Annotated in this window: 27 protein-coding genes and 1 tRNA gene; 10 read left to right on the forward strand and 18 right to left on the reverse strand. The window is 40.9% G+C overall.

What is annotated here, in order from left to right:
* The first annotated feature begins 19 nt into the window (after positions 1 to 19).
* A complete protein-coding gene (locus tag HMPREF2704_RS02420) occupies positions 20 to 433 on the forward strand; it encodes an HIT family protein (RefSeq protein ID WP_024056395.1) in 414 nt (137 codons plus the stop codon).
* Positions 434 to 445: 12 nt separating this feature from the next.
* Positions 446 to 736, forward strand: coding sequence for a hypothetical protein (locus tag HMPREF2704_RS02425; protein WP_003012641.1), 291 nt, complete (start codon positions 446 to 448; stop codon positions 734 to 736).
* A gap of 21 nt (positions 737 to 757) precedes the next feature.
* On the opposite strand, the gene HMPREF2704_RS02430 is transcribed toward HMPREF2704_RS02425, so the two are convergent.
* From HMPREF2704_RS02430 to HMPREF2704_RS02445, 4 genes are all read right to left on the reverse strand, one after another.
* Positions 758 to 1,951: a glycopolymer--peptidoglycan transferase LytR gene (locus tag HMPREF2704_RS02430; RefSeq protein WP_070845550.1), complete on the reverse strand. Its 1,194-nt coding sequence runs from the start codon at positions 1,949 to 1,951 to the stop codon at positions 758 to 760.
* A 13-nt stretch (positions 1,952 to 1,964) separates the two neighbouring features.
* A complete protein-coding gene (locus tag HMPREF2704_RS02435; RefSeq protein ID WP_049522805.1) occupies positions 1,965 to 2,495 on the reverse strand; it encodes a GNAT family N-acetyltransferase in 531 nt (176 codons plus the stop codon).
* Positions 2,488 to 2,943 carry a tRNA (adenosine(37)-N6)-threonylcarbamoyltransferase complex ATPase subunit type 1 TsaE gene (tsaE, locus tag HMPREF2704_RS02440; protein WP_049485569.1) on the reverse strand — a complete coding sequence of 152 codons (456 nt, stop codon included), beginning with the start codon at positions 2,941 to 2,943 and terminating at the stop codon, positions 2,488 to 2,490. The genes HMPREF2704_RS02435 and tsaE overlap by 8 nt, the downstream gene beginning before the upstream one ends.
* A gap of 380 nt (positions 2,944 to 3,323) precedes the next feature.
* Positions 3,324 to 4,745: an NCS2 family permease gene (locus tag HMPREF2704_RS02445; RefSeq protein ID WP_003003910.1), complete on the reverse strand. Its 1,422-nt coding sequence runs from the start codon at positions 4,743 to 4,745 to the stop codon at positions 3,324 to 3,326.
* A gap of 175 nt (positions 4,746 to 4,920) precedes the next feature.
* On the opposite strand from HMPREF2704_RS02445, the gene HMPREF2704_RS02450 reads away from it, so the two are divergent.
* From HMPREF2704_RS02450 to serS, 7 genes are all read left to right on the forward strand, one after another.
* The gene (locus HMPREF2704_RS02450; RefSeq protein ID WP_031575197.1) at positions 4,921 to 5,733 is read left to right on the forward strand and encodes a Cof-type HAD-IIB family hydrolase; all 813 of its coding nucleotides are present in this window, start codon (positions 4,921 to 4,923) and stop codon (positions 5,731 to 5,733) included.
* Positions 5,734 to 5,921: 188 nt separating this feature from the next.
* Positions 5,922 to 6,944 carry an alcohol dehydrogenase AdhP gene (gene adhP, locus HMPREF2704_RS02455; RefSeq protein WP_003003874.1) on the forward strand — a complete coding sequence of 341 codons (1,023 nt, stop codon included), beginning with the start codon at positions 5,922 to 5,924 and terminating at the stop codon, positions 6,942 to 6,944.
* A gap of 374 nt (positions 6,945 to 7,318) precedes the next feature.
* Positions 7,319 to 8,308: a PTS sugar transporter subunit IIB gene (locus HMPREF2704_RS02460; protein WP_070845551.1), complete on the forward strand. Its 990-nt coding sequence runs from the start codon at positions 7,319 to 7,321 to the stop codon at positions 8,306 to 8,308.
* A gap of 27 nt (positions 8,309 to 8,335) precedes the next feature.
* Positions 8,336 to 9,139: a PTS mannose/fructose/sorbose transporter subunit IIC gene (locus HMPREF2704_RS02465; protein WP_003018496.1), complete on the forward strand. Its 804-nt coding sequence runs from the start codon at positions 8,336 to 8,338 to the stop codon at positions 9,137 to 9,139.
* 18 nt (positions 9,140 to 9,157) lie between these two features.
* Entirely contained in the window at positions 9,158 to 10,069 is a 912-nt protein-coding gene (locus HMPREF2704_RS02470) for a PTS system mannose/fructose/sorbose family transporter subunit IID (protein ID WP_003010435.1), read from the forward strand.
* A gap of 80 nt (positions 10,070 to 10,149) precedes the next feature.
* The gene (locus tag HMPREF2704_RS02475; protein ID WP_049482595.1) at positions 10,150 to 10,518 is read left to right on the forward strand and encodes a DUF956 family protein; all 369 of its coding nucleotides are present in this window, start codon (positions 10,150 to 10,152) and stop codon (positions 10,516 to 10,518) included.
* Between the two features lie 217 nt (positions 10,519 to 10,735).
* Complete coding sequence (gene serS, locus HMPREF2704_RS02480) at positions 10,736 to 12,013, forward strand: serine--tRNA ligase (RefSeq protein ID WP_070845553.1); 1,278 nt, start codon at positions 10,736 to 10,738, stop codon at positions 12,011 to 12,013.
* Between the two features lie 42 nt (positions 12,014 to 12,055).
* On the opposite strand, the gene HMPREF2704_RS02485 is transcribed toward serS, so the two are convergent.
* The 13 genes from HMPREF2704_RS02485 to HMPREF2704_RS02545 form a co-directional block, all read right to left on the reverse strand.
* Positions 12,056 to 12,826: an acetyl-CoA carboxylase carboxyl transferase subunit alpha gene (locus HMPREF2704_RS02485; protein ID WP_021154504.1), complete on the reverse strand. Its 771-nt coding sequence runs from the start codon at positions 12,824 to 12,826 to the stop codon at positions 12,056 to 12,058.
* Complete coding sequence (gene accD, locus HMPREF2704_RS02490; RefSeq protein WP_003003810.1) at positions 12,819 to 13,685, reverse strand: acetyl-CoA carboxylase, carboxyltransferase subunit beta; 867 nt, start codon at positions 13,683 to 13,685, stop codon at positions 12,819 to 12,821. The genes HMPREF2704_RS02485 and accD overlap by 8 nt, the downstream gene beginning before the upstream one ends.
* A gap of 103 nt (positions 13,686 to 13,788) precedes the next feature.
* Complete coding sequence (locus HMPREF2704_RS02495) at positions 13,789 to 15,153, reverse strand: acetyl-CoA carboxylase biotin carboxylase subunit (RefSeq protein ID WP_003003860.1); 1,365 nt, start codon at positions 15,151 to 15,153, stop codon at positions 13,789 to 13,791.
* 13 nt (positions 15,154 to 15,166) lie between these two features.
* A complete protein-coding gene (fabZ, locus tag HMPREF2704_RS02500; protein WP_003004019.1) occupies positions 15,167 to 15,592 on the reverse strand; it encodes a 3-hydroxyacyl-ACP dehydratase FabZ in 426 nt (141 codons plus the stop codon).
* Positions 15,589 to 16,077: an acetyl-CoA carboxylase biotin carboxyl carrier protein gene (gene accB / locus HMPREF2704_RS02505; RefSeq protein ID WP_049482591.1), complete on the reverse strand. Its 489-nt coding sequence runs from the start codon at positions 16,075 to 16,077 to the stop codon at positions 15,589 to 15,591. The genes fabZ and accB overlap by 4 nt, the downstream gene beginning before the upstream one ends.
* A 3-nt stretch (positions 16,078 to 16,080) precedes the next feature.
* Positions 16,081 to 17,313, reverse strand: a complete 1,233-nt coding sequence (gene fabF, locus HMPREF2704_RS02510) for a beta-ketoacyl-ACP synthase II (RefSeq protein WP_003010454.1) — start codon at positions 17,311 to 17,313, stop codon at positions 16,081 to 16,083.
* A gap of 61 nt (positions 17,314 to 17,374) precedes the next feature.
* Positions 17,375 to 18,109 (reverse strand): 3-oxoacyl-[acyl-carrier-protein] reductase, encoded by a 735-nt coding sequence (fabG, locus tag HMPREF2704_RS02515; RefSeq protein ID WP_003010456.1) that lies wholly within the window; start codon positions 18,107 to 18,109, stop codon positions 17,375 to 17,377.
* Between the two features lie 12 nt (positions 18,110 to 18,121).
* A complete protein-coding gene (fabD, locus tag HMPREF2704_RS02520; protein WP_070845556.1) occupies positions 18,122 to 19,042 on the reverse strand; it encodes an ACP S-malonyltransferase in 921 nt (306 codons plus the stop codon).
* Positions 19,043 to 19,064: 22 nt separating this feature from the next.
* The gene (gene fabK, locus HMPREF2704_RS02525) at positions 19,065 to 20,030 is read right to left on the reverse strand and encodes an enoyl-[acyl-carrier-protein] reductase FabK (protein ID WP_049482587.1); all 966 of its coding nucleotides are present in this window, start codon (positions 20,028 to 20,030) and stop codon (positions 19,065 to 19,067) included.
* 114 nt (positions 20,031 to 20,144) lie between these two features.
* Positions 20,145 to 20,369 (reverse strand): acyl carrier protein, encoded by a 225-nt coding sequence (locus tag HMPREF2704_RS02530; RefSeq protein ID WP_003003892.1) that lies wholly within the window; start codon positions 20,367 to 20,369, stop codon positions 20,145 to 20,147.
* A gap of 58 nt (positions 20,370 to 20,427) precedes the next feature.
* Positions 20,428 to 21,402, reverse strand: coding sequence for a beta-ketoacyl-ACP synthase III (locus HMPREF2704_RS02535; RefSeq protein ID WP_049482585.1), 975 nt, complete (start codon positions 21,400 to 21,402; stop codon positions 20,428 to 20,430).
* Positions 21,402 to 21,836, reverse strand: a complete 435-nt coding sequence (locus tag HMPREF2704_RS02540) for a fatty acid biosynthesis transcriptional regulator FabT (RefSeq protein ID WP_003003993.1) — start codon at positions 21,834 to 21,836, stop codon at positions 21,402 to 21,404. Before HMPREF2704_RS02540 ends, HMPREF2704_RS02535 begins: the two co-directional genes overlap by 1 nt.
* A gap of 96 nt (positions 21,837 to 21,932) precedes the next feature.
* Positions 21,933 to 22,724, reverse strand: a complete 792-nt coding sequence (locus tag HMPREF2704_RS02545) for a trans-2-decenoyl-ACP isomerase (RefSeq protein WP_037608326.1) — start codon at positions 22,722 to 22,724, stop codon at positions 21,933 to 21,935.
* 240 nt (positions 22,725 to 22,964) lie between these two features.
* On the opposite strand from HMPREF2704_RS02545, the gene HMPREF2704_RS02550 reads away from it, so the two are divergent.
* Positions 22,965 to 24,320 carry an aspartate kinase gene (locus HMPREF2704_RS02550; protein ID WP_049522749.1) on the forward strand — a complete coding sequence of 452 codons (1,356 nt, stop codon included), beginning with the start codon at positions 22,965 to 22,967 and terminating at the stop codon, positions 24,318 to 24,320.
* Positions 24,321 to 24,415: 95 nt separating this feature from the next.
* On the opposite strand, the gene HMPREF2704_RS02555 is transcribed toward HMPREF2704_RS02550, so the two are convergent.
* A tRNA-Asn gene (locus HMPREF2704_RS02555) sits at positions 24,416 to 24,489 on the reverse strand.
* Positions 24,490 to 24,491: the final 2 nt, after the last annotated feature.

The raw sequence follows: 24,491 nt of genomic DNA on the forward strand, positions 1-24,491 counted from the left end.
GTCTAAATGAGGTGTATTTATGGTTGATGATTGTATTTTTTGTAAGATTATAGCTGGTGACATTCCTTCCTCCAAAGTCTATGAGGACGAGGAAGTCCTCGCATTTTTGGACATCTCTCAGGTTACACCAGGTCATACGTTAGTGGTTCCAAAAAAACACGCTCGCAACCTCCTAGAGATGGACGAAACCACCACAGCTCAACTATTTGCACGTGTTTCTAAAGTTGCTAAAAAAGTAGAAGCTGCTACCCAAGCTAAGGGAATGAATATCATCAGCAACATGGAAGAAGTTTCTGGACAAACCGTTTTTCACACACATGTCCACATTATCCCTCGCTATTCCGATCAAGATGAGCTTGGCATTTCATTTACTGAACACGAGCCTAATTTTGAACAACTAGCAGTTCTCGCAGAAACCATCAAAAACAGTTAAAAAGGAGGCCATATGAAACTCAAAAATCTCTTTTGGTTTGCAACAGGAGCTAGCATTAGCTACCACCTAGTAAAAAACCGCAAAGAAATCAAAACAGAGGTGACTGAATCCAGCCAATTGGTCAAGGGAATTCAAGATAACCTAGCAAAAATCCAACGCAATCTGGATATTATCCAAGACCAAAAGACCAATCTTCAAGAATTGGTAACGGATTTCCAATACAAGACCAAATTATTTAGTCAACAAGCAACAGCCTCTCTAAAAGAAATTCAAGACATCTGGCAACCAAGTAAAAACGATTGAGAAAACTCAATCGTTTTTTTCTTATTCTGAAGGTACCGTAGGTGTCACACTGCTCGACTCTGTAGCTGCAGGAGCAACTGGTGTCACTGGTGCAACAGAACTTTGAGGCGTCACCACTCCCGTATCCTGGGTCGATGGTACAACTGGTAGTTGGTTAAACTCTTGGTAAACAGGTGCTTCCTCAGATGATGCCGCTGGCGTATCATTTTGAGAAGAAGTATTCTTCAACTCTTCATCTCCATCTAATAGGTAAGCATTGGTTTTCAATGTTTTAATTTCTTTCATCCCCAAAGCTTTGCGGATGATATTTTGAATTTTCAAGATATGTTTTGAAGTGACAATCTGATAACTTCCGCCATCTGCTAAGGTGGCATCTTCTCCTTTCAGCTGGTACTGATGAATCGTTGAAAGAGCATCTTTATATCCTAGCAATTGAAGAAGGCTATTACTGTCAAGCGCTATGTTGGTTTGCATATTGTCACTAACAGACTCAATGATTCCTTTGTAGTGACTCAAACTATTGAAGCTTAAAACTTTCTCAACAATCTTTTTGATCACTTCACGTTGGCGTTTTTGACGTCCGTAGTCTCCTTCTGGGTCTTGGTAGCGCATGCGTGAATAAACGAGAGCTTGATCCCCATTAATCTCCTGACGTCCTGGTGCGATCTTAGCCGAATATTCTGGCTCATTATCCTCGATCGAGATATCGAAGTCAAATGGATTGTTAACCGTGATACCACCAACCTTATCCACTAATTGAACCAATCCCTTCATATTGATCATGACATAGCGGTCAATATGGATATTCAAAAGATCTTGAATAGTCTTAATGGCTAACTTGGCACCGCCTTGAGCATAAGCCGAATTCAATTTTGCTTGGACTGTTTCGCCATCTGAAGTAATATTGGTTAGGATATCTCTTTCCAAGCTCGTCATGGTTGTTTCTTTTGTTTGAGGATTGACAGTCACCAAAATCATGGTATCACTATTTCCGGCCCAAGGATCTTCCCGAGAACCGCTACCTGTATCAACCCCCATCAAAAGGATGGTCATTGGCTTGTTTTCTGCAATGACATTGGTCTCATTTCCAAAGCCTTTATAGGTCTTACTGAGAGTCCCAGTCGTTTGGTTTAGGATGGTAAGGCCATAAGCCCCAATCCCAATCACTGTTACCGTCAATAAGCTCAAAAACATTAAAATAATTTTTTTAACCATATAGAATCTCTCTCTAATCTATCAGTTTCCCCATAAGGTAAACATCTAAGAATTCTCCTTCAGCTGAACAAGCTCCACGAGCTTGGCAACCTTCGATCTCAAAACCTAACTTTTTATACAGGTGAACCGCCCGTTCATTGCGCACTTGGACATTCAAGACTAGTTTCCTAAGAACACCGGTCGAGTGCGCCCACTCGATCCCTTCTTCCAACAGGATCTGTCCAAGCCCTTGATTCCAATAAGCTTTTTGAACCACAATAAAGACATCACCAATATGCCGAATGGACCGTTGAGAAGCTGCAGTGATATTTAGCAAAGCTGCCAGTTCCTGATCTAGAAATAGCAAGAGGCAAATCCTGTTTCCCGCCATCTCTTGCACCATCAGAAATTGCTCCATGTCTGCTGGAGACATGCCAATTCCAGCTTCATCTAGCGTCATGTAATCTGACTCTTTCCCAACTTGATTTAAGAAATCAACGACAAGAGCCGCGTCTACACTGTCAGCTTGCCGAATTTCTAATGTTACTTCCTTTTCCTTAGTCATCGGTTTTTTCCACCTGCTCAAAGGATGCCAGTAAAGCTTCTGCACGCGCTCCATGAGCTTCAAAAGCTAACTCTCGCCCATCTTCTAATTTTCGGATAAAAATTTTTAGATAAGCATCCGAGAGACTAGGCTCAATCAGCTCTCCCCATTCAATAATGGTAACACCATCTCCAAATAGAAAATCATCTAAATCAATAGAATCTGGATCATTCCCAATCCGGTAAACATCCAAATGGTATAAAGGCAAGCGACCTTCGTATTCACGAACAATGGTATAGGTCGGGCTTTTAATCATCTGATCAATCCCTAACCCCTTTGCAATTCCCTTGGTAAAGGTCGTTTTTCCTGCCCCTAGATCACCTGATAAGATGATCACGTCTTGCTTTTCTAAGAGTTTTCCTAGCTGTTTTCCTAGAGCGATCAGCTCCGTTTCATTGTGACTAATCATTTCTCTATTATACCAAACTTTTTAAAAATCTGCTCTTTCTTTTAGAAATTGTTCGACTCCGGTTTGATTTTTAGATAGATAGACAAACTATTTTAAAGTAAAATAAGTTAAGTGATTCTGCAAAAAAATAAATTTGAGTTCCAATTTTTAAATCGATTTAAGAAAATAATGAAACTTTCCGCTGTGAGAAAAGTGCCTGAAACAATAACGTTTCAGGCACTCGGAATTATTGAGACCTTAGGCTCAATAATTAGTCATGGAACTTCAAAGAAGTTCGCTGACGTCCGTACTCACCTAAGGAATGTTTTTGGTATAACTTTGTCTTCAATCTGAAAGGAATGGGAGACAACTCCCATTCCTTTTTGGCACTTTCCTGATGCTTAATTCAAGGCCATGCTAACGTAGTTTAAAATAAAGAGAACATCTAGGATCCAAATCATGCTGTGCACTTCTTTGGCTTGTCCTTTAACCACTTTCACCAAGCTATAGGTGATAAATCCAGCAGCGATCCCTTGAGTAATCGAGTAGCTGAAGCCCATAAAGATAGAGGTGAAGAAGGCAGGAACTGCTTCTGACATATCTTCCCAATGGATATTTTTCAAGCCACTCAACATCATGATCCCAACAACAATCAAAATTGGAGCTGTAGCAGCGGTCGGTACAATCGCCAACAAAGGACTAAAGAGACTTGAAATAGCAAAACAAATCGCTACAACCAAGGCTGTCAGACCAGTGCGTCCACCAGCTCCAATACCAGCTGCAGATTCAACATACGTCGTTACGTTTGAAGTTCCTGCAATAGCTCCGACTGAAGTCGCTACAAGGTCTGAATAGAGGGCCTTATCTAATTTCGCTGATTGATGGTTTTCCCCATTTGTCGCAACAATCCCAACTTTTTCACCCGTACCGATCAACGTTCCGATTGTATCAAAAATATCAGTCAAGGAGAAGGCTAAGATGGCCATTAAGGTCTCAGGCAAACGAGACGTATTGGAAATCAAAGATCCCAATCCTTTCGATCCCAAAGCTTGACCAAAGATCGTGCCTAAATCATTAAAGGCCGCTCCTAGATGGTTACTTGCAAAGTCAATTTTAGTGATATCAACCACATGGATGAGAATTCCAAGCACAGTCGTTACTAAGATAGAAAGGATAATCCCTCCCTTAATCCCTTTGACAACAAAGAAAATAGTAATTGCAAGACCAACAAGAGCCAAGAGGACCGCCGGATTGTTAAAATCAACCAATCCAGGAACAGCAGATGCATTGGCTGAGATCGTTGCATTCGCCTTATCTGCTCCTTCTCCAACCACTGTATAGGTATGAGGGTCAATCGTGAATTTTAAAAATCCTGCATTCTTAATCCCAACATAGGCCAAGAAAATCCCGATCCCCGCAGAAATAGCAGAGCGAAGAGCAGTCGGAATCGATTCGATGATCATCTTCCGAACTTTTGTCAATGTGATAATCAATGAAATCACACCACAAATGAAGACCATTCCCAAAGCTTCCTGCCATGAGTATCCCATACCAAATACAACTGTAAAGGTAAAGAAGGCATTCAAGCCCATCCCAGGTGCTTGTGCATAAGGTAAATTGGCATAAAAAGCCATCATCAAGGTCCCGACAACGGATCCAATAATCGTTGCAAGGAAGACTCCTTGAGCTGGCATACCTGTTTGTGACAACATTTGAGGGTTTACGAAGAGGATATAACTCATCGCAAAAAAGGTTGTCAAACCAGCAAGAACCTCTGTCCGAACAGTGGTTCCATGTTCTGAAAGTTTAAAAAACTTATCCATTTCAGAATAAACTCCTTTTTCATCATTCTCGCTCCCAATCAATTTGCGAACGTTATATCTATTCTACCAAAAGATCTTTCGTCTTTCAAGAAATCCCGCTTCTCTTCTCGATTTTTGAGCGCTTTTCCGATTTTTCTGATATAATGGTCTCATTCTTCTCGAAAGGAACTGAAATATGCATAAAAAGATGATCGCTCTAGATCTAGACGGCACTCTCTTGAATTCCGAAAGCAAATTGAGCGACTTTACCATTGAGACCATTAAAAAAATTAGTGCTCTTGGCCATAAAGTCATTATTACAACAGGCCGCCCCTACCGTATGGCACATACCTACTACAAACAACTAGAGCTAGATACTCCGATGATCAATTTTAACGGCTCCCTTACGCATCTCCCAGAGAAAAAATGGGTGGATGAACAATGTTTGACTTTAGATAAAAAATACCTGCTAGATATGGTCGCCAACCGAGACACCATCCAAGCGGACTTTATAGCAGGCGAATACCGCAATAAATTCTTTATTACCGATCCCAATGAGCACGTCGCAGATCCTAAATTATTCGGTATTGAGGCTTTCCAACCAGAAAATCAATTCAACCCCGAACGGGTAACGAGCGACCCAAACTGTATCCTCTTTCAAACGAAAGCGGAAGACAAATATGCTCTGGCAGATGAAATGAATCGGCATTATGACTACAATCTGTCTATCAATACTTGGGGTGGTCCCTTAAATATTCTGGAATGCAATCCAAAAAATGTGACCAAAGCTTCTGCTCTGACCTACCTTCTGGATAAACTCAATATGGATCAGAAGGATTTGATTGCCTTTGGAGACGAGCACAACGATACCGACATGCTAGCACTAGCTGGTCATGGATACGCCATGAAAAATGCCAGCTCCGTCCTTCTCCCTTATGCAGACTCCGTCACAGATTTCACGAATAACGAAGATGGTGTCGCGCGACAACTCATTCAATTATTCTTATAATACTAATAGACATGAGCTATCCCTCATGTCTTTTTCTGAGCTAAATCCTTAATCAGTTAATCAATACCTTCCTATTTTTCCATTTTTTTCATTGCCTTGCCATCTGGTTTGTGATATTATTAACATAGTTATTAAAGAAGCGCTTTCAAAAAACTAAATCGCTTCTCGTTCACTTAAGGAGGAACAAAATGAAAGCTGTTGTTGTAAATCCAGAAGGTACTGGTGTTGAAATCGTTGCAAACAAAGACATGCGTCCACTTGAAACAGGGGAAGCACTTGTTCAAATCGAATACTGTGGTGTCTGCCACACTGACTTGCACGTTGCTCACGGGGACTTCGGTAAAGTTCCAGGCCGTGTTCTTGGACACGAAGGAATCGGTATTGTTAAAGAAGTTGCTCCAGATGTCAAGAGCCTAAAAGTTGGGGATCGTGTCAGTGTCGCATGGTTCTTCGAAGGATGTGGAACTTGTGAATACTGTACAACTGGTCGCGAAACTCTTTGCCGTACTGTAAAAAATGCTGGTTACTCTGTTGATGGAGGAATGGCTGAACAATGTATCGTTACTGCAGATTACGCAGTGAAAGTACCGGAAGGATTAGATCCAGCTCAAGCTTCTTCTATTACGTGTGCAGGTGTTACAACTTACAAAGCCATCAAAGAAGCCAAAGCTGAACCAGGACAATGGATCGTTATCTATGGAGCTGGTGGACTAGGAAACTTGGCTGTTCAATATGCTAAGAAAGTCTTCAACGCACATGTCATCGCTGTCGATATCAACAATGATAAACTAGAATTGGCGAAAGAAGTTGGTGCAGACTTTGTCATCAACGGTCGCGAAGTCGAAGATGTCCCAGGATTGATCAAAGAAAAAACAAACGGTGGAGCTCACTCTGCTGTCGTAACAGCCGTTTCTAAAGTAGCTTTCAACCAAGCAGTAGATTCTGTTCGTGCTGGTGGCCGCGTTGTCGCAGTTGGTCTTCCTTCTGAAATGATGGACCTCAGCATTGTGAAAACTGTATTAGATGGTATCCAAGTCATTGGTTCTCTTGTAGGAACTCGTAAAGACTTGGAAGAAGCTTTCCAATTTGGTGCAGAAGGCTTGGTAGTCCCTGTCGTTCAAAAACGTCCAGTAGAAGATGCTGTCAAAGTCTTTGACGAAATGGAAGCCGGAACCATTCAAGGACGTATGGTACTTGACTTTACAAACTAAACAACTGAACCTACAGGACTAGCCCAACTGGGCTAGTCTTTTTTGAGTGCTCTCAATCACTCTATTTTACAATTTATTATATATTTATTTTTGTTTTCGAGAATATCGTTTGATTGTCGGAATCTTTTCATTGAGAACAAAATCCTATAAAACATATCTATTATTGATTTTTTAAGCATCAACAAGTAATAAACAAAATGCATTCAAGAGCATTCTTTTTCTATCTAACGATAGTTTAATATAATAAATCAATGTTTTTACATCGAGATTTTGATAGAAAAATTGACTTAAGTGTGGAAACGATTTATAATAAAGTAGCTTAAAGTTTTCTTAAACTGAAAGTCAAACAAATTTTATAAGGAGGAATGTCAATAATGAGTATTGGTATCATTATTGCTAGCCACGGTGAATTTGCAGCTGGAATCCACCAATCCGGCTCGATGATCTTTGGGGATCAAGAGAAAGTTCAAGTGGTTACGTTCATGCCAAGTGAAGGCCCGGATGATCTCTATGCTAAATTTAATGCAGCTGTTGCCGCATTTGATGCAGAAGATGAAGTCTTGGTTTTGGCTGACCTTTGGAGTGGTTCTCCATTTAACCAAGCAAGTCGCGTCATGGGAGAAAATCCAGATCGTAAATTTGCGATCATCACAGGATTGAACCTTCCGATGTTGATTCAAGCTTATACAGAACGTTTGATGGATGCAAATGCCGGCGTTGATCAAGTCGCTGCAAACATCATCAAGGAAGCAAAAGACGGTGTCAAAGCCCTTCCAGAAGAATTGAATCCTGTTGAAGAAGCTAGTACAGCCGCTGCTGCTCCTGTAGTCCAAGCTGCTATTCCAGAAGGAACAGTTATCGGAGATGGAAAACTCAAGATTAACCTTGCCCGCTTAGATACACGTCTTCTTCATGGACAAGTCGCAACTGCTTGGACACCTGATTCAAAAGCCGATCGGATCATTGTTGCTTCAGATTCTGTTGCCAAAGATGAACTCCGTAAGGAATTGATCAAACAAGCGGCACCAAATGGTGTGAAAGCAAACGTTGTCCCAATTCAAAAATTGATCGACGTTGCAAAAGATCCACGTTTTGGAAATACCCATGCTTTGATCTTATTTGAAACACCTCAAGATGCTCTTCGCGCCATTGAAGGTGGTGTTCCGATTAAAACCTTGAACGTTGGTTCAATGGCCCACTCAACTGGTAAAACCATGGTGAACAATGTGTTGTCAATGGATAAAGATGACGTGGCTACATTTGAAAAAATGCGTGATCTTGGAGTTGAATTTGACGTCCGTAAAGTACCAAATGACTCTAAGAAAGATTTGTTTGACTTAATTAACAAAGCTAACGTTCAATAATCGATTACTTACGAAAGGATTTTAAACATGTCTATTATTTCTATGGTATTAGTGGTCGTTGTTGCCTTCTTAGCAGGTCTTGAAGGTATCCTTGACCAATTCCAATTCCACCAACCCCTTGTTGCTTGTACCTTAATCGGTTTGGTAACAGGTAATTTGACTGCTGGCATTATGCTTGGTGGTTCACTTCAATTTATTGCACTTGGCTGGGCAAACATTGGTGCCGCAGTTGCACCCGATGCTGCCCTTGCATCTGTCGCTGCTGCCATCATCATGGTACTTGGGGGAGACTTCAGTACAAAAGGAATCGTTGTCGCTCAAAGTGTCGCTATTCCACTTGCAGTTGCTGGTCTTTTCTTGACCATGATCGTCCGTACCCTTTCCGTTGGTTTGGTTCACACTGCCGACGCTGCTGCTAGAAAAGGGGATATCAAAGGTGTAGAACGCGCTCACTTTGTGGCCCTTCTTCTTCAAGGTCTTCGTATCGCCATTCCTGCAGCCCTCTTGTTGATGATTCCTGCTGAAACTGTCAAAACTGCTCTTGAACAAATGCCAAAATGGCTCTCTGATGGAATGCAAATCGGTGGTGGTATGGTTGTAGCCGTTGGTTATGCCATGGTTATCAACATGATGGCGAGTCGTGAAGTATGGCCATTCTTTGCCATCGGTTTTGCCCTTGCTGCCGTTAGCCAATTGACCTTGATTGCTCTTGGAGCAATTGGTGTTGCCCTTGCCTTGATCTACCTCACTCTTTCTAAGAAAGGTGGCAATGGAGGTGGCGGAGCCGCTACTTCTAACGATCCAATCGGCGACATTCTCGAAGACTATTAAGAAAGGTGTGACACTATCATGACTGAAAAATTACAATTATCTAAATCAGATCGTCAAAAAGTTTGGTGGCGTTCAACCTTCTTGCAAGGTTCTTGGAACTATGAACGGATGCAAAACTTGGGTTGGGCTTACTCATTGATCCCAGCTATCAAAAAACTCTACACGAAGAAAGAAGACCAAGCGGCTGCTCTTGAACGTCACATGGAATTCTTCAACACTCACCCATACGTTGCCGCTCCTATCATCGGGGTAACACTTGCTCTTGAAGAAGAAAGAGCAAACGGTGCTGCGATTGACGATGCTGCCATCCAAGGGGTTAAAATTGGTATGATGGGTCCTTTGGCAGGTATCGGAGATCCAGTCTTCTGGTTTACAGTACGTCCTATCCTTGGTGCCCTTGGTGCATCACTTGCTGCATCTGGTAACATCCTTGGCCCACTCATCTTCTTTATCGCATGGAATGCGATTCGTATGGCCTTCTTGTGGTACACGCAAGAACTTGGTTACAAAGCAGGTTCTGAAATTACCAAAGATATGTCTGGTGGGATCTTGCAAGACATCACTAAAGGGGCTTCTATCCTTGGGATGTTCATCCTTGCTGTCTTGGTAGAACGTTGGGTATCTATTAAATTCATCTTTAATGTTTCTTCTGTCAAATTAGACGACAAAGCTTATATCCACTGGGATAAACTTCCTGAAGGATACAAGGGTATCCAAGAAGCCTTCGCTCAAGTTGGCTCAGGCCTATCTCAAACACCTGAAAAAGTTACAACTTTCCAACAAAACTTGGATTCATTGATTCCTGGTTTGATGGGATTGCTTCTTACTTTTGCTTGTATGTGGTTGTTGAAGAAAAAAGTATCTCCAATCACTATCATCATCGCTCTCTTTGTAATCGGTGTATTAGCACACGTTGCTGGCTTGATGTAAGCAAAGATCAACTAAAAAGAAGGTTTCGGCCTTCTTTTTATTATGATATAATGGAGTGAACAGCAATACAGGAGGATCTCATGGCTCAATCATTGAATAAAACCGTTGAATTCCATACTACAGGGGTTTCTTACCTTGGAGTGGGGGGAAAGGTTGGAAAAATCCTAGTCGGGAATGCCGCTTTTGAATTTTATGCGGATGCAAATGTTGAAGACTACATCCAAATTCCCTGGCAAGAAATCGAGCGAATCGGAGCCAATGTATCCGGACGTAAAATTAGCCGCCATTTTGAAATCTATACCAGAGAATCAAAATTTCTCTTTGCTTCAAAAGACTCTGGAAAAATTTTAAAGATTTCTCGGGAACATCTAGGAAATGAGAAAATTGTCAAACTTCCTACGTTGATCCAAATCATCACGGCTAAAATTAAAAATCTATTTGCAAAATAGGATCTTTTCTTGTATAATAGACGCAAACGGATAAGTAAGTTAAGAGTCTCTTTCAGAAAGTCTGCGGTTGCTGCGAGCAGATAGAAATCTTAATTGAAATTCTACCGTTTCTTTAAAATACAATATCGAATCAAGTGCACACCTGTGAAGTTGGATGGAACCGTGGCTCTGCCACTCCAACACTCTAACAGGTGTGTTTTTTGTTAAAGGAGAAGCTATGTTAGATATTAAACGAATTCGTACAGACTTTGATACGGTTGCTAAAAAATTGGCAACACGTGGCGTAGATGCAGCTATTTTGAATGAAATGAAAGAAATCGATGCCAAACGTCGAGATATCTTAGTCAAAGTAGAAAATCTTAAAGCAGAGCGTAACACTGTATCTGCTGAAATCGCACAAGCTAAACGCAACAAGGAAAATGCAGATGATAAGATTGCTGCCATGCAAACCCTCTCTGCAGAAGTCAAAGCATTGGATACAGAATTGGCTGAAATCGATGCCAAATTAACTGAATTCACTACTACCCTTCCAAATATCCCTGCTGATAGTGTCCCTGTTGGAGCAGATGAGGATGACAACGTTGAAGTTCGCCGTTGGGGAACTCCTCGCGAGTTTGACTTCGAACCAAAAGCTCACTGGGATTTAGGTGAAGACCTTGATATCCTTGACTGGGAACGCGGGGCTAAAGTTACTGGTGCTCGTTTCCTCTTTTACAAAGGACTTGGAGCTCGCTTAGAACGCGCTATCTACAACTTCATGTTGGACGAACATGGCAAGGAAGGCTACACTGAAGTCATCCCTCCTTACATGGTCAACCATGATTCTATGTTTGGTACTGGACAATATCCAAAATTCAAGGAAGATACTTTTGAACTTAGCGATACTAATTATGTCCTCATTCCAACTGCTGAAGTTCCTTTGACAAACTACTACCGCGATGAAATTCTTGATGGGAAAGACCTTCCAATCTACTTCACCGCTATGAGTCCATCATTCCGTTCAGAAGCTGGTTCAGCTGGTCGTGATACTCGTGGATTGATCCGTTTGCACCAATTCCATAAGGTTGAAATGGTGAAATTTGCCAAACCAGAAGATTCATATGGTGAATTGGAAAAAATGGTTGTCAATGCTGAAAATATCCTTCAAAAACTGAACCTTCCATACCGTGTAGTAGCTCTCTCAACGGGAGACATGGGCTTCTCAGCTGCCAAGACTTACGACTTAGAAGTATGGATTCCAGCGCAAAACACCTACCGTGAAATCTCAAGCTGTTCCAATACAGAAGATTTCCAAGCTCGCCGTGCGCAAATCCGCTACCGTGATGAAGCAGATGGCAAGGTAAAACTCCTTCACACTTTGAACGGTTCTGGATTGGCAGTCGGACGTACCGTCGCTGCTATTCTTGAAAACTACCAAAACGAAGACGGTTCTGTGACCATTCCAGAAGTCCTTCGCCCATACATGGGTGGTGCAGAAGTCATCGCACCAAAATAAAGTTTAAAAAAACTGAGTCTTGCAATTTGCAAGCTCAGTTTTTTAATATTTACGAAAACGTTGGTAGCGTTGCTCCAGAAGCTCTTCGAGAGGTAAGGCTTGTAAAACCTTTAACTCTTCCTGTAATTCCTTCTTCACTTGAGCCAGTAGTTCTCCATTTGAAAATCCATGCTCGGGAATCACCTTATCGACAATTTCCATATTTAACAATTCGTGAGAAGTAATCTTCATCAACTCTGCTGCTTCCATGGCACGACTTCCATCTTTCCAAAGAATAGAGGCGAAACCTTCTGGACTCAAGACTGCATAGATGGAGTTCTCCAGCATCCAAACCTTGTCTGCTACAGCAAGAGCCAAGGCACCTCCAGAACCACCTTCTCCGATGATAATCGCGATAATTGGAACTTTTAGATCACTCATTTCCATGAGGTTGCGGGCAATGGCTTCCCCTTGTCCTCGTTCTTCAGCACCAACACCAGGATAAGCACCCGCTGTATTGATAAAGGTCACAACTGGACGGCCAAATTTCTCTGCTTGCTTCATGAGGCGCAAAGCTTTTCGATAGCCTTCTGGATGTGGTTGCCCAAAATTACGTTTTAGATTATCCTGAAGATTTTTTCCTTTTTGGATCCCAACGACTGTAACCGTTTGATCGCCTAAGCGTCCAATCCCACCAATCACCGCACCATCATCACGGAAGTTTCGATCTCCATGTAATTCGATAAAATCATCAAAGATTCCTTGAGCAAAATCAAGCGCAGTCAATCTTCCTTGGTCACGTGCCTCTTTAATAATCTGTGTTATTTTACTCATGTTTACCTCCATGAAGGGCCAATAATTGTCCAACTGTTGCTCGGATTTGGCTTCTCTCCACGATCAAGTCTACAAATCCATGTTCTTGTAGAAATTCTGCTTTTTGGAAATCATCTGGCAATTTTTCACGCACAGTTGATTCGATCACACGCCGACCGGCAAAACCAACCAAGGCCTGACTCTCTGCCATGATAATATCACCTTCCATAGCAAATGAGGCTGTCACCCCACCAGTTGTCGGATCTGTCAATACCGTCAAATAGAACAATTTTTCTTTAGAATGACGTTGAACAGCCGCAGAAATTTTTGCCATTTGCATCAAACTCACGATTCCTTCTTGCATCCGAGCACCACCGGAAGCGGTAAAGAGAACAACTGGCAATTTTTCTTTTGTCGCAAATTCAAATAAACGAGTAATTTTTTCGCCTACTACAGAACCCATTGAAGCCATGATAAAGTTGGAATCCATGATCCCAAGCGCAACTTTTTGACCTTTAATCAAGGCAGTTCCAGTCAGGACAGCTTCATCCAGTCCTGTCATTTCCCGCACTGCTGCTAGTTTCTTCTTATAATTTGGGAAATTCAAAGGATCTGTCGTTTCGATTCCTGTAAACATTTCTTCAAAGCTAGCTGGATCCACTGTCAGCGCCAAGCGTTCTTTAGCAGAAATACGGAAGGTATAGCCACAATTCGGGCAGACACGCTCACTACCTAAATCCTTTTGGTAAATGGTATGTTTACAACCTGGGCATTGTGAAAATAGTTCATCAGGAACTTCAGGTTTTGGCTGAGGCTCCTTCCAGGCTGACCTATTCGGATTGATCCGAATATATTTATCTTTTTTAGAAAATAATGCCATTACTTACTCCTTATAATATGCTACAGTATCTGCAGCATTACTATAAAAGCCTGAAACTGTGAAGATGATGTTCATACTTCCCTCACAAGTCCAGGCTTTTTCATCATTCCTTATTATAATTTGGAAGGAATTGTTCCATCAAAAATGCAGTGTCATAATCACCAGCGATCACATGTGAATCTGAAATCAAATCCAACTGGAAACTGCTATTGGTGGTGACACCATCGATTTCCAACTCATAAAGAGCACGCTGCATTTTCATCAGTGCATCAAAGCGATTTTCACCATGGACAATGATCTTGGCAATCATACTATCATAGTATGGCGGAATCGTATAACCAGGATACACAGCAGAATCCACACGCAAGCCAACCCCACCACTTGGAAGATAGAGATTAGTGATCTTACCTGGGCTTGGTGCAAAGTTGAAGGAAGGATTTTCCGCATTGATCCGGCATTCAATCGCATGGCCTTTAATGACAATATCCTCTTGAGTAACGGATAATTCTTGGCCAGCTGCGATTTTAATCTGTTCCTTAACGATATCAACTCCTGTTACAAATTCTGTGACAGGATGCTCCACTTGCACACGGGTATTCATTTCCATAAAGTAGAACTCACCCTTGCCTTCATCATACAAGAATTCAATCGTTCCAGCATTCTCATACCCAACTGATTCAGCAGCCCGAACAGCAGCAGAACCAATTTGATTACGAAGAGTTTTTCCGATAGCAATTGAAGGGGATTCTTCTAGAACTTTTTGATTGTTCCGTTGAAGAGAGCAATCGCGTTCACCTAAGTGAATGACATGTCCATGCTGATCCGCTAAAATCTGTACTTCAATGTGGCGTGCCGGATAAATCACCCGCTCCATATACATGGCACCATTCCCAAAAGCAGCTTGAGCTTCTGAGGAAGCAGATTCAAAAGCAGCAACCAAATCTTCTGGTTTTTCAACCTTCCGAATTCCCTTACCACCGCCTCCTGCAGATGCTTTCAACATCACAGGGTAACCAATACGTTCTGCAATCTCGAGGGCTTCTTCAGCAGTATACACTTCACCATCTGATCCAGGAATAACAGGCACTCCTGCTTTGATCATCTGTTTACGAGCATTAATCTTATCCCCCATCAAATCCATGACTTTAGCAGAAGGACCAATAAATTTAATGCCCACTTCCTCACACATGGTCGCAAATTTTGAGTTTTCACTTAAAAATCCAAAACCAGGGTGGATAGCTTCTGCTCCTGTTAAAACAGCCGCAGACAAGACAGCGCTCATATTCAAATAAGATTCTGTTGATTTAGCAGGTCCAATACAGACCGCTTCATCCGCTAGTAAGGTATGCAAGGCTTCTTTATCAGCAGTAGAATACACCGCAACCGTCTCGATGCCAAGTTCACGAGCCGCACGAATAATGCGCACTGCAATCTCACCACGATTGGCGATTAAGATCTTACGAAACATAGATAGGCCTTTCTTAATTTCCAATTGCAAAAGTAAGTGTTCCTGAAGCTGCAAGCTTACCGTCTACCTCTGCTTTCGCTTCAACAACAGCAATGGTTCCACGACGTTTGACAAAAGTAGCTGTCATCACCAGTTGATCTCCTGGAACGACTTGTTTTTTAAACTTCACCTTGTCCATCCCTGCATAAAAGACTAATTTCCCTTTATTTTCAGGTTTTGACAACTCTAGTACACCTGCTGTTTGTGCCAAAGCTTCCATGATAAGAACACCTGGCATAACAGGATATTGTGGAAAATGTCCATTAAAAAATGGTTCATTAATTGTCACATTTTTAATGGCAACAATCGTATCTTCGCTTGTTTCCAATACGCGATCCACCAAAAGCATTGGGTAACGATGTGGCAAAGCCTCACGAATAGCATTAATATCAATTGTCATTTGATTCGAACCAATCCTTTTCCAAATTCAACCATTTCTTCATTCGTTACCAAAATTTCAGTGACTACCCCATCTTTAGGCGCTGGGACTTCATTCATCACTTTCATGGCTTCGATAATCAAGAGTGTTTGACCCTTAGTAACTTTGTCTCCTACAGATACAAAGGCTGGTTTATCCGGAGCTGGCGACAAGTAAGCCACCCCAACCAATGGACTTTCAACCACATCACCTTCTGCAGCCTGAGCTGGAGCAGCAACTGGTTCAGCCGCTACAGCTGGAGTTGCTGGTGCTTCAACAACAGGGGCTACTACAGGAGTTTGAGGAGTTGCTACCACTTCAACTGCAGGAGCAACCGGTGTAGCCGCAACTGAACTCGTTTGGTTTTTACTCAAATTCAATTCTTCGCCATTATTTTTATATGAGAATTCACGCAAAGTTGACGCATCAAATTGAGCCAACAAATCTTTGATTTCAGAAATATTCATGAATTAACCCTCCCAACGTTTAAAGGCCAGAACAGCATTGTGTCCTCCAAAACCAAAGGTATTTGAGATAGCGTACTGAATATCCGCTTCTTGACCTTCACCATAAACAACGTTTGCTTCGATATAGTCAGACAATTCTTTAGTACCAGCAGTTTTTGGTACAAAGCTGTGACGAATCGCTTCGATGGTAGCAATCGCTTCAACCGCACCAGCAGCACCAAGCAAGTGTCCTGTAAATGATTTCGTAGATGATACAGGAACTTCTTTACCAAGTACAGAAACAATAGCTCCGCTTTCACCTTTCTCATTGGCAGGTGTAGATGTACCATGAGCATTGACATAATCGACGTCTTCAGGCTTAATACCAGCTTCATTGATCGCTAATTTAATTGCTTTGGCCGCACCTGAACCATCTGGTGTCGGTGTTGTCATATGGTAGGCATCACAGTTTGAACCATAACCAACAATCTCAGCCAAAATGTTAGCACCACGTTTTTGGGCATGTTCCAAACTTTCGATGACAAGAACCCCTGCACCTTCCCCCATCACAAAACCATTACGGTCTTTGTCAAATGGAATAGATGAACGTTCTGGGTCTTCCGTTGTTGAAAGGGCCGTAAGGGCATTGAAACCACCGATACCAATCTTAGTAATCGAAGCTTCAGCACCACCTGCCAAAACAACATCATGCATACCAAATTTAATTTCACGGAAAGCTTCACCAATTGCATCATTGGCAGAAGCACAAGCAGTTGTCACGGATTTACATACCCCTTGAGCCCCAATCTTAAGTGCGATGTTTCCAGCACCCATGTTTGAAAGAGCTTTCGGAATAAACATGGGTTGGATTCTCTTCATCCCACGTTCATGCATCCGGATAATTTGGTCTTCCAATTCTTGCAAACCACCGATACCAGATGATACAATCACACCTACACGATCGCGGTCTTCTTCTTCCATATTCAAGCCTGAATTTTCAATAGCTTCCATCGCAGCATAGATTGCATACAATGAGTACGTATCCATACGATTTTGATCTTTTTTCACGAAATATTTATCGAATGGGAAATCTTGAATTTCACCAGCATTAAAGACTGGAATTTCAGAAGCATCAAATTTCGTAATGGGTTTGATCCCAATTTTTCCTTCATGAAGGCTATTCCAAAATTCTTCTGGTGTATTTCCGATTGGTGAGGTTACACCATAACCTGTAACAACAACACGATTTGTAGACATATATATTCTCCTTTTGTCGGATGGATATTTAAGTAAGTGATTTTCGATCAGTGAGCATTCATTATTGCATAGTCATTCCGCCATCAATGGCAATTGTTTGACCAGTTAAATATTCTTGACCTGCTAAGAAAGCCGCAACTTCTGCCACTTCTTCAGCTTGACCAATTCGTTTCATTGGCACTTGAGCTAGCATGGCATCTTTCATTTTCTCTGGAATAGCATCAGTCATATCTGATTCAATGAAACCAGGTGCAATGGCATTCACACGAACGCCACGAGCCGCAACTTCACGCGCTACTGATTTAGTGAAACCAATCAAACCAGCTTTTGAAGCCGCATAGTTAGCTTGACCGATATTCCCCATTAGACCAACAACAGAGGACATGTTGATAATGGCCCCTTGACGAGCTTTAGACATCGGTTTTAAGACAGCTTGAGTCATATTAAAGGCACCTGTCAAGTTGATTTTCAAGACACGTTCAAAATCTTCTTCAGTCATCTTCAACATCAACTTGTCGTTTGTAATCCCAGCGTTATTGACCAAAACATCAACACTTCCAAGCTTTTCAATTGCTTCAGCTACCATACGTTGAGCATCTTCGCCATTAGAAATATCCCCAGAAATACCAACAACAGTCACACCATAGTCAGCAAACTGTGCAAGCAAGTCCTCAGAAATTTCAGAACGTCCATTTAGGACAACATTGGCACCGAGACTCGCAAATTTATGAGCCACAGCCAATCCAATTCCTCGTGTTGAACCTGTTACAAAAACATTTTTATTTTTAAGTTCCATCTTTACCTCGTTTTAAGCATTCAGAAGTACATCTAGACTAGCCTGATCTTCGACGTTATGAGTTGGAAGAGTTTTATCAATTTTCTTCAAGAATCCTGACAAGACTTTTCCAGGTCCGATCTCGATGACTTCATCTACACCAAAGTCTTGAATCGTAGCAATTGAATCATAGAAACGAACCGGTTCTTTTACTTGACGGGCCAACAGTGCTTTCACATCTTCCGACTTCATGATCGTAGCTTCTGTATTCCCAACTAAAGGAAGATCAAAATCATTAAATGATACTTTTTCTAGTTCAGTCGCCAATTTTTGACTAGCAGATTCCAGTAAGGCTGTGTGGAATGGACCTGAAACATTAAGAGGAATCAGACGTTTAGCACCAGCTTCTTTAAGCAATTCCACAGCGTAATCCACAGCCGCAACTTCACCACCAATCACAATTTGTGCTGGCGTATTGTAGTTAGCTGGTGTTACTACACCCTTTTCAGATGCTTGTTGACAGATTTCTTCAATCAAACTTGGATCTGTATTCATGACAGCAACCATTTTCCCACTTCCAGCAGGAGCAGCTGTTTCCATAAATTCACCACGTTTTGCAACCAAAGCTACTGCATCTTCAAACGAAAGAGCTCCAGCCGCAACCAGGGCAGAATATTCCCCTAAAGAAAGGCCGGCAACAATATCAGGAGTGATACCATTTTCTGCTAAGAGACGATAAATGGCTACTGACGTTGTCAGAATAGCCGGTTGAGTATAGCGTGTCTGATTCAGTTTTTCTTCGTTAGAATCAATCAATTCACGCAAATCATAACCTAGAATACGACTAGCCGTATCAAAGGTCTCTTTAACAACGGGATAAGCCGCATACAAATCGCTCGCCATGCCCAATTTCTGAGCCCCTTGACCAGCAAATAAGAACGCACGTTTTGTCACTATCCTAATCCTTTCGACGTTTTTAGACGTTTACATCTGCCCAACGAGCAGCCTCTTTTTGAATTACCTTGGCTGCACCATAATAGATATCTTCTAGAATTTCAGCACAAGTTTCTTCCTTGCTTACAAGTCCAGCAATTTGACCCGCCATTACAGATCCATTGTCAACATCTCCATCAACGACGGCATTGCGAAGAGCACCTGCACCTAATTCTTCAATTTCTTCTTGAGTCTTCTTACCTGCCAAGAAATCTCTTTCAGCTTGGTTATAGGCTGAAGCCAATTTATTCTTGATCGCACGAACAGGGTGTCCAACAACTGATGCAGAAACCACCGTATCAATATCTTTCGCTTTCAAGATTTTATTCTTAAAGTTTTGGTGAGCATTAGATTCTTTTGCAACCACGAAACGAGTTCCCACCTGAACAGCTTCGGCACCTAACATAAAGACAGCTGCAGCACCGGCACCATCAGCGACTCCTCCAGCACCAATTACTGGAATAGAAATAGCTTCAACCACTTGGCGAACCAAGGTCATAGTCGTCAATTTACCAATGTGACCTCCAGCTTCCATTCCTTCTGCAATCACTGCATCAGCGCCCAATTTTTCCATCCGTTTTGCAAGTGCGACAGACGGAACCACTGGAATTACAGTGATCCCTGCTTCATGGAAACGATCCATGTATTTCCCTGGATTTCCAGCACCAGTTGTAACAACCTTTACACCTTCTTCAATCACCAGGTCAACAATGTCATCTGCAAATGGGGACAAAAGCATGATATTTACACCAAAAGGTTTATCTGTAATAGACTTCACCTTATCGATGTTAGCCTTTACAACTTCTTTTGGAGCGTTCCCACCACCAATGATTCCAAGACCTCCAGCATTTGATACTGCTCCAGCCAAATCACCATCAGCAACCCATGCCATCCCACCTTGGAAGATTGGATATTTAATATTCAATAGTTCAGTAATTCGTGTTTGCATTATACCTACCTCTTTTTTCGCTTAAGTAATAGTTTGAGTTCGAAAGATTGTTTCTTTGAGCCTCAAACTATTACCTAAACAAGAGAGAATATCTTTCGATACTCTCATCTATCATTATTTTGTTTTTTCTTCTACGTAAGCGACAAGATCACCAACTGTAGATAATCCTTCTTCAGTTTCGATTTGAATATCAAAAGCATCTTCGATTTCAGAGATCACTTGGAACAAATCCAATGAATCAGCTTCTAAATCTTCGAATGTAGATTCAAGAGTTACTTCTGATGGTTCTTTACCAAGTTCTTCAACGATAATTTCTTGTACTTTTTCAAATACTGCCATGATAGGCCTCCTTAAAAAATAATATATAAATTTTTAAAATGTGTTTCCACATGTTTAACTAGATTGTAACAAGAAGTGTGCCCCATGTCAAACCTCCACCGAATCCTGTAAGAAGAATTTTTTGACTTCCATCCATCTTGATTCGATGATTCTCGACACACTCCGATAATAGAATGGGGATACTAGCAGCACTAGTGTTCCCATATTCCATCATATTTGCTGGGATCTTCTCTCTAGAGACACCCAGTTTTTTTGACATCTTATCTAACATTCGGTCATTCGCCTGATGTAAAAGAAAATAGTCAATCTCTTCTGCTTCCATAGAGGCGTCTGCTATAATCTTTTGAATGCTTTTCGTGACATCACGAATAGCAAAATCAAAAACCGCCCGTCCATCCATCGTCAGATATCTTCGATCGGTAATTTCCTCTGAATAAGGAGAAGACAGACCCAAATAGCAAGATTCAAGACTAGAACCTCGGCTACCATCCGTAAAGAGATTTTCAAACAAAAACGATTTTTGATCGCTCGCTTCAAGCAAAACACCGCCAGCTCCATCTCCAAAAAGTACTGAAGTAGAGCGATCTGACCAGTCTAATACTTTTGAAAGCGTCTCACTACCGATCACAATCCCTCGCCGGTACATCCCTGAAGAAATGTATTTTTCAGCAGTGGCTAATGCAAATACAAATCCGCTACATGCTGCAGTCAGATCAAATGCAAAAGCTCGAGAAGCTCCAATATTAGCTTGTACCCGGGCTGCAGTTGATGGCATTAAGCTATCTGGTGTAATCGAAGCAACAACGATGAAATCAATTTCCTCAGCATCTAAGTTTGCTTTTGCTAATAATCTTTGTGCAACAACTGTTGCTAGGTCACTTGTTGTCTCATCTTTTGAAATGTGACGCCGAAGGATACCTGTCCGACTACTGATCCATTCATCACTTGTATCCATGATCTCAGCCAAATCATCATTTGATACGACTTGGTCAGGTGCATAATGAGCAACTTGACTAATTTTAGCAAAGACCATTATTTAATTTCCTCCAAGAAACGATACAGATTTTGCAATCCTTTTTGCATCACTTTCTTCTCTTCGGGACTCATATCTCCAATAATCTGGTTGACCATCCGTTTATGGAATTGCTGATGAAGACGATAAAGTAGACGACCGTTCTTCGTTAAACTCAAGTGTACAACCCGGCGATCAACTTCCGATCTTCTTCTTTCGATATACCCTTTGCGCTCAAGATTATTCAAACTTGTCGTGACAGTCCCCAAAGTCACCATCAACTCCCGTGAAATATCACTCGGGGTTGCATTCGGTGTCGAACCAATCACATCGATCGTATGCATTTCTTTAATAGAAACATCTTTGAATCGACTTGCTCTTAGACTCGACTCCTCAATAACCAAAACATTATTAAAGATGGATGTTAAATAGTCGTTAACTAATTGGTAATTCAAAACTCCACCTCCTAATTTTACTTTGATAGTCAAATTTTATCAAAAATGAAAATAATTTGCAAGCATTTTTTCACAAAATATAGAAAAATTACAAATTTATTTTCCTTTAAATTGTGGCCGACGTTTCTCAGAGTAGGCAATAACCCCTTCCTTGAAATCTTCTGTAAATGCTAGTTTCTTTTGCAAATCCAATTCAAGACCCGCATATTGGTCCCATTCTTTCAAGAATGCTTCCCAAACCATTTCTTTCATGGCAGCATAAGAATTTGAAGATCCTCTTCTTAATTTTTTAAGCAATTGCTCAACTGTTTTATCGAGTCTTTCAGATTCACAAACACGATAAGCTAGACCATAATCAAATGCCTTTTCAGCAGTCAAGGCTTCACCCGTCATTACTAAATGAGTAGCCCGAGACATGCCAATGGCTTTTCCTAACAAGAATAACCCACCCGCATCCGGTGCTAAACCAACCCCAACAAAGGCTTGGATAAATTTAGTACGATCACTAATAATACAAAAATCAACAGCTACTGCAATATTAGCAGCTGCTCCAGCAACCGCTCCATCTGCCACCATAATAACCGGTTTTGGCAATTGCTTGATTTTCTTTGAAATCGTATTAACTAATTCGGCAATTAAAACAAGAGACTCGATGTCATCCGCATCGACTGCGCGTTTCATTTCGCTCAAATCTCCACCAACTGAAAAGATTTTCCCTTCTGCTGATAGAATAATGAATTTTACTTCCTCATTTTTTTCTGCATCTTCCAGGGCAGCTAAAATTTCCTGACACATTGGAATGTTAAAACCATTGGATACTTCAGGACGATTTAAAGAGATTGTCGCGAGGTCGTTTTCGACAGAATACAAAATTGTTTCAAACATCACAGACTCCTTTTGTTTAAATATAAAATATTTTGATATTAAAACTTTTGAATTATAACATATCATACCACAAAAAAGTAAAATAGTAAAATATATCTATAAGATGTAACAAAATTGTAAAATTTGAATAATTACAATTTCTCTCCTCTACAGAATCAATTATTTTATGCCCTATCTGTAAATACATTGTATCAATAACTGAACTTTGGTATAATGTATTAATGAAACTATTAAGGAGAAAATATGAAAGTAACTAAATTCGGTGGAAGTTCTCTAGCATCAGCTTCTCAATTAAAAAAAGTACTTGATATCATTAAAGATGATCCAGAAAGAAGATTTGTAGTTGTATCAGCTCCAGGTAAGCGCAACGCTGAAGACACAAAAGTAACAGATGCTCTGATCCGCTATTATAAAGAATATACTTCAGATAAGGATGTCACACAAACACAACAGTGGATTATTGAACGTTATCGTGCCATTACAGAAGAATTGGGTCTCAAAGATTCCATTATTCAAGAAATTGCTGAAGATATCTATGATTTAACAAATTTACCTAAAAAAGGGAATCCATTCACATACGATGCATTCTTAGCAGCAGGCGAAAATAACAATGCTAAACTCATTGCTGCTTATTTCAATCAAAATGGATTAGAAGCAAGATATATCCATCCAAAAGAGGCAGGAATTACGGTCACTGCAGAACCATCCAACGCTCGTATTTTACCATCTAGTTACGATAAAATTGAAGAACTAAAAGATTCAAGTGAAGTGATTGTCATTCCAGGTTTCTTTGGTGTTACTCAAGATGGTGACATTTGTACATTTTCTCGTGGTGGATCTGACATTACAGGATCGATCATTGCAGCAGGTGTAAAAGCAGACTTATACGAAAACTTTACAGACGTAAATGGTATTTTTGCGGCACATCCAGGTATTATTAAACACCCACATTCTATTCCTGAATTAACCTACAAAGAAATGCGCGAATTGGCCTATGCTGGTTTTTCAGTCTTGCATGATGAAGCACTCGTTCCAGCATACAGAGGTAAAATTCCATTAGTCATTAAAAATACTAATAATCCAGACCACCCTGGAACCCGCATTGTTTTGGAACATTCAAATGATCATGTGACTGTTGTAGGAATTGCAGGTGATTCAGGATTCGTTAGTATTAACACTACAAAATACCTTATGAACCGTGAAGTCGGTTTTGGTCGAAAAGTCCTTCAAATTTTAGAAGATCTAAATATCAGTTGGGAACATATGCCAACAGGAATCGATGACTTGTCCATCATTTTGCGTTCACGTGAACTGACTCCAATCAAAGAACAAGAAATTTTAAAACAATTAACGCAAAAACTCGAAGTTGACACAGCCGAAATTGAACATGATCTTTCCATCATTATGATTGTTGGGGAGAAAATGAAGAGTCAGGTAGGGGTTACTGCCACTGCAGCCAAAGCACTATCAGAGAATGAAGTGAATATTCAAATGATCTCTCAAGGTTCTAGTGAAGTTTCCATTATGTTCGTTGTAAGTAAAGATCAAGAAGAAAAAGCAATTAAAGCCTTATATCAAGCATTTTTCCCAAATAACTAAATAGAGAAAAGCTCCGTTAACTAAACGGAGCTTTAATTAACATTAAAATCAAAAGTAAAAAAAGAGACCAATTACTTGATCTCTTTTATTCTATACTCCGCCAGTAGGACTCGAACCTACGACATCATGATTAACAGTCATGCGCTACTACCAACTGAGCTATGGCGGAAT

This window comes from Streptococcus sp. HMSC076C09 (assembly GCF_001837905.1).
Taxonomy (GTDB): Bacteria; Bacillota; Bacilli; order Lactobacillales; family Streptococcaceae; genus Streptococcus; species Streptococcus parasanguinis_I.